Source organism: Rhizobacter sp. Root1238 (genome assembly GCF_001425825.1).
Taxonomy (GTDB): domain Bacteria; phylum Pseudomonadota; class Gammaproteobacteria; order Burkholderiales; family Burkholderiaceae_C; genus Rhizobacter.
Genome location: NZ_LMDM01000045.1, coordinates 226353 through 238504, shown reverse-complemented (window position 1 = coordinate 238504; position 12152 = coordinate 226353). Strand labels below are relative to the sequence as shown.

The following is a 12152-nucleotide window of genomic DNA, read 5'->3' as shown; positions in this document are numbered from 1 at the left end:
GGGGCTGTCAGGATTTCTGTGTGCGAGGCGGTTGAGCTGAATTGGCTATTGGCCGACTCGCTTATCGACTGCCGTGCGCCGGCAGTGTGAATCGCTCCTCGTAGACCACAGCGAATTGGTTCATCGCGGGGCGCCACTCCTTGGCTGCGCGTCCCCAGTCAGCCGTGATGTTGCGCAGTGCCAGCCAGATCAGCTTGGTGGCCGCGTCGTCGCTGGGGAAGTGCCCGCGCGTCTTGATGATCTTGCGCAGCTGGCTGTTGATGCTCTCGATCGCGTTGGTCGTGTAGATCACGCGGCGCACCTCCGGCGGGAACGCGAAGAACGGTATCACGCGATCCCAGGCGCGGCGCCAAGCGGCCGTGACCGTCGGGTACTTCTGCCCCCACGGACCGTGCTCGAACTCGTCCAGCGCCTGCGCTGCGGCCTCCGCACTGGTGGCCGTGTACACCGGCTTGAGCGCGCCCGCCAGCGGCCGGCGGTCCTTCCAGCCCGCGTAGTCCAGGCTGTTGCGGATCAGGTGGACGATGCACGTCTGCAGCGTGGTGGCCGGGAACACCGCGCCCAGCGCCTCGCCGATGCCCTTGAGCCCGTCCGTGACCGCAATCAGGATGTCGCCCACGCCTCGCGTCTTCAGGTCGTTGAAGACCTTCATCCAGAACTTCGCGCCTTCGGTGTTCTCGATCCACAGCCCCAGGATGTCGCGTGTGCCGTCGGCCAGCACGCCCAGCGCCAGGTACACCGCCTTGTTGCGCACCACCGCCTCCTCCCGGATCTTCACCCTCAGCGCGTCGAAGAACACCACCGGGTACATCACCTCCAGCGGCCTCGATTGCCAGGCCGTCACCTCGGCCATCACCGCGTCCGTGACCGAGCTGATGAACTCCGGCGACACCTGCGTCTGGTACTGCTCGGCCAGGAACGCCTGGATCTCGCGCACCGTCATCCCGCGCGAGTACATCGCCACGATCTTGTCGTCGAAGCCCGTGAAGCGCCTCTCGTGCTTGCCGATCAGCAGCGGCTCGAACGATCCCTCCCGGTCCCGGGGAACCTCGATGCGCAGCGGGCCATCCTCGGTCAGCACCGTCTTGGCGCTGGCTCCGTTGCGGTGGTTGTCCGCCTCGGCCGGCTTCTCACCCCCGGGCGGATAGCCCAGGTGATGGCTCAGCTCGCCACCCAGCGCCCGCTCGATCAGCGCCTTCTTGAACGCCATCGACGCTTCCGCTATCGCCTCGGCCGTCATCGGCCCTTGAGTGAATTGATCCAGCAGTTCCTTCGGGATCTTCGGCAGCACCGCCGTCCTCGCAGCGATCGCCTCGTTCTTCGTCTTCGTCTTGCTTGGCATACATGCTCCTGGTCGTCATGCTATGCCTCGCACACAAAATTACTGACAGGCTCNCAGCACCGCCGTCCTCGCAGCGATCGCCTCGTTCTTCGTCTTCGTCTTGCTTGGCATACATGCTCCTGGTCGTCATGCTATGCCTCGCACACAAAATTACTGACAGGCTCCGTTGAGATCCCCCACGTGCCCTTTCCAAGAACTCAAAGCTCGGTAACTCGACTCCTCACATGAAGCAACGCAATTCAATGTCCGCCTCCATCAGTTCGGCCTCGAGCGCTCGGTGGACGGCCAGCCAATGGAGAAGCGCATCTTTCGCCGATTCCTCCGATGAGGAGGACCGTCTCGACCTTCGACAGCCATTTCCGCTCGGCGATGCGTACCGCGATGCCCCTGCCTTTGAGGGCCGAGGCGCCAGACCCAAACTCCATTCCGGGTCGAAAAGCAGTGCGTTCCAGCACGCCTTCGATGAGCAACAAACCTTCTGGCGGCGCAAATGGAAAAAGGACCCCGAATTTCAGAAAAACATCATCGATTGCGCTCAGATCCAGACCTGGCTGCTAGGAGCCATCGACAACAATGAATTGAACGTCGAAGCCATCCGCTGGGTCGCGGCCAGTTGCGGTACGTCATTCCTGAAAGCCATTGGGTATATCGCCATTCCCGAAGGCAGAAGCGGTCACTCGATCGTATGGACACAGGAGGAGCTTCTCGATGCCTTCGCGGATGGGGGAAACCGTTATAGCGACAGCTCCAGGAAGACATTCCTGTTGACTCAAGCAATGAGCATTGGTGCAAATGGCTTGAGTGTATTGGTGGAGGGCGCCAGACCTGCTTTGCACGGCTCGACGGTCAACTACATCAAGCTCGGCATCAAGACACTTCAGGTAGGAGTACAACTGTGCGTTACGCCGATGGGCTTCCTCCTGGGCGCGCACGCGCAACCACCCGGCGTCAAGGGCTACGAATTGGCCGGCATCCCCTATGCGCTCAACGTTTCTTCCATCGACTACAAGGTGCCAGTCTTCACAGCGGCGGGCGAGAAGCTGGAGTCGGTGCCTTACGCCAACGCAAAGGACGTGCGCTGGAGCCAAGACCTCATCGAGATGGTCAACTTCTATTGCGATGGAAATTTGTCCGACGACTCGAGTATCCAGGGGATACTGAACAGGCACGCGAAGGCGCTGTCAAAGCGCCTCAATAAATTAAACGACAAGTCTCGCCTTTCAATACAGCAGAAGCACAAAGTCAAGCTCATCACGCAACGCCTGGCCTTGGTCAATCTGGGAATCCAGCGGGTTCAATCTCCGTCGAACGCCACCGTCAAGAAGCAGTTTGCCAAGGAAGAGGGGAATCTCAGGAAGGAATTGGCACTTGCGGAGATCTCAGCCACGTTCAATTCCGCTCCGTCACAGTCGAAGGTTCGGGCCGCACGATACAAGGCCTTTGCCCTCCAGGCCACCCTGAATTTGATTTCCACGAGTGCCCGCTTGGGGCATTGCGTCCCCAGGTCGGTCGTCACGGCGGCATCATCAATGGCCAACAACATCACTTGGGCAGGCTCGCAGCTCGCCGACATGGGAATCAATGCCAACGCTACCGAAACCTCGCAACTGGTAGAGCAGTGCACCGGGTTCAACCCGTGGGGGTTTGCGTTCGAGGTCGCGAATTTCGGGCTCTCGATAGCGAATCCAATGCGGTACTGGTGGAACCTGCCAGAAGCGTCCGCCGACGACTACCAGCGCAAATTCATAGCCTACTCGGCAGCATTGATGCTGCAGCCTCATGGCCTGCTCACCGACGCCGAGGGCGACGTCAATCCCGAAGCATTCGATCTGATGCTGCGGGGACGAATGTGGCGAGTTCTCGATTGCGTTGTCAAGTCATTGGAGTCCGATCTGCACTGCTCGGCATCGGCGCTCATGACCCACATCGTCAATATTGCGGTCGCTCCCGTTGACGAGTCTGACCCGTACGAGTGGTTGATCGTCCAATTCGAGGCACTGAAATCCCCTGGAGAACGGCAGCATTTCATGGAAGTATGCTTCACGCAGCGAAGCATCGCCGTGCCTCCCGAGGTGAATTTCCTCTTGGCTCACTACGAGCAGATAGTTACTGCCATCGGCCGAGCCAAGGAAGGGTCCATCACCCGTCTGCTCGACGATCATCTGATATCGCCAGACAGCGTTCTACTCTTGCGCAGCGCCCTGACCATCGCAGCCGGAGGCGCAGTGACTGCAAACGATGAGCTCGCCTGGAATGACCTGATGAGGATATTCGGCGACATCGAGGCAAGCAGCTACAAGACCGAGCAGGAAACACAAAAGGGTGGCCAAGGATTTGCCAAGAAGGGCGTTGCCGGGACGACGGCATTCACGCTGGTCAAAAGCATCTTTGATTTTTCCGCCGCCGTTGCCAAGGCACAGTCAACCTATGAACACGACACCGCTGACATTATCTCGAAGGTGGTCCAAATCCTGGGGGGATTGGTCGCGTTGGGAGGTTCTTCCGCCGGCTACCTGGCATCGTACTGTTACTGGCAATTCATTCTCGAGAAAAATCGTCAGCGGCAAGCCAGGTTGAACAACAAGTTCTCGCCACCCAATTCGAGCATTCTGAATCCCTACGCGAAGTCATACTTGCGGGGATTCAACCGGGATCGGTGCCGGGGTGTCGTAACCCGATTCCGAACGCTGCTCGCGTTCCAGATCGACGACAGGTTGATCGACAAGCAGGGGATGCTGACCTACGATCAAAGCAGATCGACATTTTGGGAAGATATCTACGCTCAGATCAACGTCGTCGATCTCGGCTTGGGTGTACACAATGCTTGCGAGCGCCTGACGCGAATCGTTCATCCAGACGAGACCTTGCTCAATGCCGAGGTGGATGAAATCAGCAGGATCATCGAATCCGCAAACAAGGAAATCGTCGATGCCAAGCCGGACGAAGTAAAGAAAATAATCAAGGCGGCAAACAGGAATATCGTTCAGCAATTGCGGACACACATCGCTGCCCGAAAGGACGGGGTCAGTCCCAGCACGGTCACCGGGCTCACCAACTTGTTGGTAGAAGCATCAGATGGCGCGGAAAACGCAACCAATGGGGATGCCAGCGGTATCAGCACCAACCTCACCGAGTCGTCCGCAAATCATTCAGGTAGCGCGACAGACTCGGACTGACACTCTTTTCGGGCGAGATGCACAGCTCAAGTCATTGGCAAGCCGCAGGTGCCAGCAGCGATTGCGTCAAAGCATTGATCGCCCCGCAGTTCCCTTCACGCTCCGCCCCACCCACCTCCATCGCCCCCGCCTCCACCATGTCCAGCTGATGCACCCCCCGATACACCGCGAAATAAAGACTGACCCCCAGCACCCCGAACTCCGCCGCGCTCGCCTGGTCGCTCAACGGCACGCGCAGCACCGGCACGCCGCCGAACGTGAAGGTCTCGATCGCGGCGCCGCCCAGCGGCTGCAGCGTCGTGGTGTCGCGGAAGATCACGCCGCCCTGTCCGTCGAAGCCCATCTCGACCGCGCTCGCGTCCATCCCGCGCAGCCCGCGCCATGAGCCGCTGCCATCCGGCTGCACCTGGCGCGACGTGATGAACTGGTCGAGGCTCACGAACGTCATCCCGAACGGCTCGCCTTCCTCGTGGACCCGCGCATAGCCGCCGGCACGCCACTGCACACGCGCGTGGTGGCGGAAGCGCTGCGCGCCCGCGGGGTAGGTGCCGGTCACCGCCACGTCCGCCGTGCCGCCCACGTCATCGCGCGTGATCGCGCGGCCCGCAAGGTCTTCGACGTCGCGGAACTCGGCCGCGACCGCGATCCCGCTGCGCAGCTGCAGCACGCGCCCTGCGTCGAGCCGCTGCGCCAGCGTCCCTTGCGGATCGCCGTCCAGCCAGCCCGCCGTCTCGTCGAGAAAATCCGATCGCTCGCTGATCGGCGCGTAGCCGTGAAACGCAGTGTCGACCGCCGGATCGAAACTCCACGTGCGCCGCGAGGCCAGCATCTCGCCCGCCACGGACCCCGGCGCGAGGTTCATCGCCGTCGCGGTGAACACCGTGCCATCACGTCCCGGATCCGCTGACAGCTCAAAGGCGCCGGCACCCACCTGCGCGTTGAACCAGGCGTCCGACGGCCGGTGCAGCATCGCCATCAAGCCGCGCGCCTGCTGGCCGAACCACGCCGCCGCCTGCTCGCGCACCCAGGTTGCTTCGTCGCGATGCAGCCCGTCGGCGGCCGCGATGTAGTCGTCGTCGAGCGCCAGGTCGACCAGCCCGGCACCACGCCGCACGACGGCCTCGGCCTCTTCGCGCGCGACACCGCCCCACACCAACTGCTCGACGCGCGTGCGCACAGGCGTGAAGAGATACGTTGTGCGCCCCGCCTCATAGGGCCGTGCCAGCAGCACCTGCTCGCTGCCCACCGGCGCGCCGGTCGATGCGTCGATCGCCGAAGCAGGCACCTGCGCCACCAGCCGCGCGCTCGCCAGCAGCGCCGCCTGCGCCGCGCTCAGCACCAGCGTGTAGTCGCCCCGCGCATCGGTCACCGCCGACGGTTCGGCGTCGCTGCATTGCAGATCGTCGTTCGCATCGACGCACACCACCGCGCCCTGGAGGTAGCCGCGCATCACCTTGCCGGTCAGGGTCAACCCGGTCGGCGTCGGCGGCCCCGGGTCGGGCGTGGCCGGGCCTGCGCCGCCATCGCCCCCACCGCCGCAGGCGCTCAGCACGCAGGCCGCCGCCACGCTGCACGCGGCCACCACACCACCCCGCGCGAAGCGCCCGATCGTCCTGCTCATCGACGCTCCCTGTTGAACTCGCGCGGATGGTAGGGCGCCGTTGTCGCCAATTCGCCTTCAGCGCCGGCAAACGATGTAACTGTCAGTGCGCAGTCACCTCGCAGCGCCCATGCATCCTACGGAACACCCGCGGTTCGATCGCCCCGGGCTGCGCGAACAGCCCGCGCCTGGCCGCCTTTGCCTGCGCTTCGAGCGCCCCATAGCGGCCGCCATCGCGCCGCCGGTAGTGGTCGCCCCACGCATGCCCGTGCGCCACCATCCACGCGGCCACATCGTCGCCATCGACCGACACCCGCGCAATGCTGCGGTGGTAGCCGTCCTGCGCCACCGTCTCGAAGCGCACGCGCCGTTGCAGCACGCGCCGGCCGAGCGCCTCGGCCGCCTGCGGTCCCCAGGCCTGGCAACGCTCCGGCGCATCGATGCCCTGCAGCCGCAGCTTCTTCGGCTTCGCGCGCGGCGATGCACCGTCGACCCGCACCCACAGCGTGTCGCCATCGGTCACGTGCGTCACGACACCGCTGGCCGCCGCCACCGGCCCGGCCACCAGCAGCCATGCCAGCGCCAGTGCGCACCGCCGCGTCATGCGCCGAACAGCCCGTGCCACAACCACCAGACGAAGCCGCCGAACAGCAGCAGCCACACGACGACCACCACGAACGCGCCCCACCACCAGCGCGGCAGCTTCTCGCGCGCCTTCTCGGCGTCGATCAGCAACTGCTGCCACAGCGGGTCCGGCGTCATGCGCCGCACCAGCGCGACGCCGAGCGGGATGATCAACAGGTCGTCCAGCTGCCCGAGCACCGGGATGAAATCGGGGATCAGGTCGATCGGGCTGACGGCATAGGCCAGCACCGCGACCGCCACCCACTTGGCGCCGCGCGGTGCCTGCGGGTGCTTGAACAGCTTCCACAGTGCGATCAGGTAGGTGGCCAGCCGGGCGGTGTTGGCCGCGCGCAGCAGCCGGGATTTGCGCAACATCATCGGGGGTCCTGGTTCCTGGGATCGGCCGCACGCTCCATGTCCTTGAGCATGCGGGCCAGGCGGTCGTTGAGCTTCTCGGTGGTGAGTTTCTCGCGAAAGCGCTCCACCATCAGCGGCAACGCGAACGGGCTGGGCACCGCGAGTTCGACGAACTCGATGCGCTGCCCCCGCATGCGCTCCAAGCTGGCGGCGAGCCGCCGGATGTCAAGCTCCTGGCTCAGCACCTCGTTCTCCGCCTGGTCGAGCAGCCGGTTGCCGCCGTCGTACTTGCGGAACACCTCGTAGAACAGCGTGCTCGACGCCTGCAGCTGGCGCGCGCTCTTGGCCTGCCCCGGGTAGCCGGTGAAGATCAGCCCCGCCACGCGCGCGATCTCGCGAAAGCGCCGGCGCGCCAGCTCGCTGGAGTTCAGGCTCGCGAGCACGTCGTCCTGCAGCTGCACGTCGCCGAACAGCGTGCCGTCCAGCAGCGGCTGCGGGTCGATCGGCAACGCGCTCAGCAGCTCCAGCCCGTAGTCGTTGATCGAGATGCTGAAGGTGTTCGGCGCGTCGCGCGCGAGCCGCCAGGCCAGCAGGCTCGCCAGCCCGATGTGCACGTTGCGACCGCCGAACGGGTACAGGAACAGGTGCTGGCCTTCGCGCGAGCGGATGCGCTCGACCAGCAGCGTGCCCGGCGTCGGCAGCCGCGAAATGCGCTGCTGCGCCTGCAGCATCGGCCGCGCGGCCTGCAGCTCCGGCGCATCGAAATCGCCGGCGTCGGCCGCGGCCAGCACCTCGAGCACCGCATCGGCCAGCTCGCTCGACAGCGGCATCTTGCTGCCGGCCCAGCTCGTCACGACGCCCTTGCGGCCCTCGGCGCGCCGCACGTAGGCCGTCATCTCCTGCGTGCGCACGTATTCGAGCGTGCGGCCGGCGAAGACGAAGCAGTCGCCGGCCCGCAGCCGCGCAATGAAGCCTTCTTCCACCGTGCCGATGCGCCCGCCGCTCAGGTACTTCACCTGCATCGCCGAGTCGGCGACGATGGTGCCCACCTGCAGCTTGTGGCGCCGCGCGATGCCGCGGTCGGGCACGCGGTACACGCCGTCGACCAGCTGCACGCGGTGGTATTCCGGGTAGGCCCCCAGGCTGCTGCCGCCGCGTTCGACGAAGGCCAGCACCCAGTCGAACTCGTCGCGCGCCAGCGCGCGGTAGGCGTGCGCGGCGGTCACCTCGTCGTACAGCGCATCGGCGGTGAAGCCGCCGCCGAGCGCCACCGTCACCAGGTGCTGCACCAGCACGTCGAACGGCTTCTCGGGCGTCGCGCGCTTCTCGATGCGGCCTTGCTGCGCGGCGCGGCGCGCGGCCACCGCTTCCACCAGCTCGAGCGTGTTGGTCGGCACCAGCGTGATGCGGCTCGGCCGCCCCGGCGCATGGCCGCTGCGGCCGGCACGCTGCAGCAGCCGCGCGATGCCCTTGGCCGAGCCGATCTGCAGCACCCGCTCCACCGGCAGGAAGTCGACCCCCAGGTCCAGCGACGAGGTCGCGACGACCGCCTTCAGGCGCCCCTCCTTCAGCCCCAGTTCCACCCATTCGCGCACCGACGGGTCGAGCGAGCCGTGGTGCAGCGCGACGGTGCCGGCCCACTCCGGGCGCTGCGCCAGCAGCATCTGGTACCAGGCCTCGGCCTGCGAGCGCATGTTGACGAACACCAGCGTGGTGCCGGATCGCTCGATCTCGTCGACCACCGGCTGCTGCATCTGCTTGCCAAGGTGCCCGCCCCACGAAAAGCGGCCCGGCTCGTGCGGCAGCAGCGTGTCGATCACCAGCCTCTTGTCGAGGCTGCCGCGCACGGCGGTGCCGGGCGTGTCGCCCAGCAGCACGCGCATCGCGTCGTCCAGGTTGCCGAGCGTCGCGCTCAGCCCCCAGGTGACCAGGCCCGGGTTCCAGCGCTTCAGCCGCGCCAGCGCCAGCTGCACCTGCACGCCGCGCTTGTTGCCCATCAGCTCGTGCCACTCGTCGACGATCACGGTGTGCACGCCGGCCAGTTCATCGCGCGCCGCCTCGCGGGTGAGCATCAGGCTCAGCGATTCGGGGGTCGTCACCAGCACGGTCGGGAAGCGCCTGTCCTGCCGCGCGCGCTCGGCCGACGCGGTGTCGCCGGTGCGCAGGCCGAGGCTCCAGCCGCTGCCCAGTTCGGCCAGCGGTACCTGCAGCGCACGCGCCGAATCGGCGGCCAGCGCACGCATCGGCGTGATCCACAGCACGCCCAGCGGCGGAGCCTTGGCCGCCAGCGGGTCGACGCGGCAGCGCGTCGCGTTCGCCAACGCGCCGAACCACACCGCATAGGTCTTGCCGGCGCCAGTGGTGGCATGCAGCAGGCCGCTGCGGCCCTCCGCCATCGCTTTCCAGACCTCGCGCTGGAACGGGAACGGCTTCCAGCCGCGTTGCGCGAACCAGCGTGCGCCCAGGCTCGCGGCCGGTCGGCTCATTGCGCCTGCGGGTCCCGCGAGCGCAGCGCCATCGCGACCCGCGACACCCGCCCTTCCGCCATGTCCTGCACCTCGAAATGCGCGCCGTGCCATTCGACGGCATCGCCCTCGACGTGCCCGCGCGCCAGGCTGTCGGTCATCCAGTCGCCGAGCGACGGTCCGGCGTTGTGCGGCACCGGCAGCTGGAAGAACGCGAACACATCGGCCAGCGGCAGCTGCGCGTCGAGCGTCAGCCGGCCCTGCACCGCGCGTTCTTCGTCCGGCGGCAGCGCCGGCGGCTCGACCACGCCGAGCCGGTTCGCGACCCAGCGCAGCGAGATGCCCTGCATCAGCAGCGATGCAAGCACCACGCCGAACGCGATGTTGAAGAAGCGGTAGCTGTCGGGCACCTGGGCCATCAGCGGGAACAGCGCCAGCACGATCGGCACCGCGCCGCGCAGGCCGACCCAGCCGATGAACAGCCGCTGCGCCGCCGGAAAGCGCAGCGGCGCCAGGCACAGCCACACCGCCAGCGGCCGCGCGACGAACAGCAGCGCCGCCACCACCGCGACGATCGGCACCGCCATGCCCAGCATCTGCCGCGGCGACACCAGCAGCCCCAGCAGCACGAACAGGCTGGCCTGCGCGGCCCATGCAAAACCGTCGAGCGCCGACGATGCGCCATGCGCCGCCGCCTCGGCCCGCGCCCGCACCTGCAGCCCGAACAGGTAGACGGCGAGGAAGCCCGAGCCTTCGACCAGGCCGGCCGCCGCGAACACCGCGAGCCCGCCCGACAGCACGATCAGCGCGAGCAGCCCGCTGTGCTCGACGGTCAGTGTCAGCCGGTTCAGCAGCCAGGCCACGCCCCAGCCGCCGGCCAGGCCGATCGCGAGGCCGAAGCCGGCCTGCGTCGCGAACAGCAGCGCGAGTTCGCCCAGCCCGGCGTGCGTGCGGATCGCGGCCGTCATCGCGAGCGTCAGGAACACCGCCATCGGGTCGTTCAGGCCGGACTCCATCTCGAGCGTGGCCGACACCCGCTCCGGCAGCTCGATGCCGGCATGGCGCAGCAGCGAGAACACCGCCGCCGCATCGGTCGACGCGACGATCGCGCCGAGCAGGAAGCCATAGCGCCATTCGACGCCCATCACCGCCACCGCGACCGCGCCGACCATCAACGCGGTCAGCACGACGCCGAGCGTCGCGAGCGACAGGGCCGGCTTCAGCCCGGCGCGCACGCTCGCCATCGGGGTGCTGATGCCGCCTTCGAGCAGGATCACCGCGAGCGCGGCGTTGCCGACCCAGGCCGTCATCTGCGTGTCGTCGAAGCGCAACCCGCCCGGGCCGTCGACGCCGATCAGCATGCCGGCGGCCAGGAACACCAGCAGGAACGACAGCCCGAGCCGGGCCGAGAACACGCCTGCGAGCAGGCTGACGAAGATCAACAGCCCGCTCGCCAGCAGCAGGAGGAAAAAGGCGTGCATCCGGGCGACCTTATCAGAGGGCCTTCAACCCGAGGCACACTGGCGGCCTGATTTCGCTGCAGTCCTTTGCCTACATCCGCATGAGCCTCGCCCTCGATACCGCTGTCTTCACGCTGACCAACGCCGCCGGCCTGTCCATCCAGGTGATGGACCACGGCGCCACCTGGGTGTCCTGCACCGTGCCGTTGCCCGGCGGCGCACCGCGCGAGGTCCTGCTGGGCTGCGCCCGGCTCGACGACTACCGCCGGCAGACCGGCTACCTCGGCGCCACCATCGGCCGCTATGCCAACCGCATCGGCGGCGCGCGCTTCCCGCTCGACGGGCGCGAGGTGTCGGTGGCGCCGAACGAAGGCCGCAACCAGCTGCACGGCGGGCCGGTCGGCTTCGACAAGCGCGTGTGGACGCCGGTCTCGCACACGCCGACCGAGCTGGTGCTGTCGCTCGTCAGCGAAGACGGCGACCAGGGCTACCCGGGCCGCATGGAGACGACGGTGCGCTACCGGCTCGGCGACGACCTCGACGTGCAGGTGGAACTGGCAGCCACCGTCAGCGCGCCGTGCCCGGTCAACCTGACGAACCATGCCTACTTCAACCTCGACGGCGATGCGCCCGGCGGCGACATCCGCGCGCACCGGCTGCGCATCGCGGCGCAGCAGTTCCTGCCGATCGATGCCGGCTCGATCCCGACCGGCGAGCGGCACGACGTGGCCGGCACCGGCTTCGACTTCCGCACGCCGCGCCCGATCGGCGAGGCGCTGATGCGCGACGAGCAGCAGCAGCTCACACGCGGCTACGACCACTCGTACTGGCTCGACGACGCCTGCGCCGACGGCCGCGCGCCGGCCGCCGAGGTGCTGTCGGGCGACGGCCGGGTGGCGCTTGCGCTGCACACGCGGCTGCCGGCGCTGCAGTTCTACAGCGGCAACTACCTGCCCGGCTCGCCGACACGCGTGGCCGGTGCGACGTATGCGCAACACGCCGGCTTCGCGCTCGAGCCGCAGTACTCGCCCGACACGCCGAACCACCCCGAGTGGCCGGGCTGCGTGCTGCGGCCGGGGCAGCGCTTCGAGCAGGCGCTGCGCTACGCGTTCACGGTGCGCTGAAACG

8 protein-coding genes are annotated in these 12152 nt (G+C 66.9%); 2 read left to right on the top strand and 6 right to left on the bottom strand.

Going from position 1 to position 12152, the window contains the following annotated elements; all coding sequences use genetic code 11:
* Positions 1 to 61: 61 nt before the first annotated feature.
* Positions 62 to 1342 carry an IS256 family transposase gene (locus tag ASC98_RS24090; protein WP_056813775.1) on the bottom strand — a complete coding sequence of 427 codons (1281 nt, stop codon included), beginning with the start codon at positions 1340 to 1342 and terminating at the stop codon, positions 62 to 64.
* 224 nt (positions 1343 to 1566) lie between these two features.
* Between ASC98_RS24090 and ASC98_RS24085 the strand changes: the two genes are divergently transcribed.
* Positions 1567 to 4518, top strand: coding sequence for a hypothetical protein (locus tag ASC98_RS24085; RefSeq protein WP_157598079.1), 2952 nt, complete (start codon positions 1567 to 1569; stop codon positions 4516 to 4518).
* A 31-nt stretch (positions 4519 to 4549) separates the two neighbouring features.
* Here the strand turns inward: ASC98_RS24085 and ASC98_RS24080 are convergent, their stop codons facing one another.
* The 5 genes from ASC98_RS24080 to ASC98_RS24060 form a co-directional block, all read right to left on the bottom strand.
* The gene (locus ASC98_RS24080; RefSeq protein ID WP_157598078.1) at positions 4550 to 5989 is read right to left on the bottom strand and encodes a hypothetical protein; all 1440 of its coding nucleotides are present in this window, start codon (positions 5987 to 5989) and stop codon (positions 4550 to 4552) included.
* Positions 5990 to 6221: 232 nt separating this feature from the next.
* Complete coding sequence (locus tag ASC98_RS24075; protein WP_056815374.1) at positions 6222 to 6722, bottom strand: thermonuclease family protein; 501 nt, start codon at positions 6720 to 6722, stop codon at positions 6222 to 6224.
* Positions 6719 to 7117 (bottom strand): YkvA family protein, encoded by a 399-nt coding sequence (locus ASC98_RS24070; RefSeq protein WP_056815416.1) that lies wholly within the window; start codon positions 7115 to 7117, stop codon positions 6719 to 6721. Before ASC98_RS24070 ends, ASC98_RS24075 begins: the two co-directional genes overlap by 4 nt.
* On the bottom strand, positions 7117 to 9585 hold the full coding sequence (locus ASC98_RS24065) for a ligase-associated DNA damage response DEXH box helicase (RefSeq protein ID WP_056815370.1): 2469 nt from the start codon (positions 9583 to 9585) through the stop codon (positions 7117 to 7119). Before ASC98_RS24065 ends, ASC98_RS24070 begins: the two co-directional genes overlap by 1 nt.
* The gene (locus tag ASC98_RS24060) at positions 9582 to 11045 is read right to left on the bottom strand and encodes a potassium/proton antiporter (protein WP_056815368.1); all 1464 of its coding nucleotides are present in this window, start codon (positions 11043 to 11045) and stop codon (positions 9582 to 9584) included. The genes ASC98_RS24065 and ASC98_RS24060 overlap by 4 nt, the downstream gene beginning before the upstream one ends.
* A gap of 80 nt (positions 11046 to 11125) precedes the next feature.
* Here ASC98_RS24060 and galM point away from each other — a divergent pair, with 80 nt between their 5' ends.
* Positions 11126 to 12148: a galactose-1-epimerase gene (galM, locus tag ASC98_RS24055; protein WP_056815365.1), complete on the top strand. Its 1023-nt coding sequence runs from the start codon at positions 11126 to 11128 to the stop codon at positions 12146 to 12148.
* The last annotated feature ends 4 nt before the right edge of the window (positions 12149 to 12152 follow it).

What these genes read in the sequence shown, in the direction of transcription:
- ASC98_RS24065 (WP_056815370.1), bottom strand. Translation starts at nt 9,585, where the DNA reads ATGAGCCGACCGGCCGCGAGCCTGGGCGCACGCTGGTTCGCGCAACGC.
- ASC98_RS24075 (WP_056815374.1), bottom strand. Translation starts at nt 6,722, where the DNA reads ATGACGCGGCGGTGCGCACTGGCGCTGGCATGGCTGCTGGTGGCCGGG.
- ASC98_RS24090 (WP_056813775.1), bottom strand. Translation starts at nt 1,342, where the DNA reads ATGCCAAGCAAGACGAAGACGAAGAACGAGGCGATCGCTGCGAGGACG.
- ASC98_RS24085 (WP_157598079.1), top strand. Translation starts at nt 1,567, where the DNA reads ATGAAGCAACGCAATTCAATGTCCGCCTCCATCAGTTCGGCCTCGAGC.
- ASC98_RS24070 (WP_056815416.1), bottom strand. Translation starts at nt 7,117, where the DNA reads ATGTTGCGCAAATCCCGGCTGCTGCGCGCGGCCAACACCGCCCGGCTG.
- ASC98_RS24060 (WP_056815368.1), bottom strand. Translation starts at nt 11,045, where the DNA reads ATGCACGCCTTTTTCCTCCTGCTGCTGGCGAGCGGGCTGTTGATCTTC.
- galM (WP_056815365.1), top strand. Translation starts at nt 11,126, where the DNA reads ATGAGCCTCGCCCTCGATACCGCTGTCTTCACGCTGACCAACGCCGCC.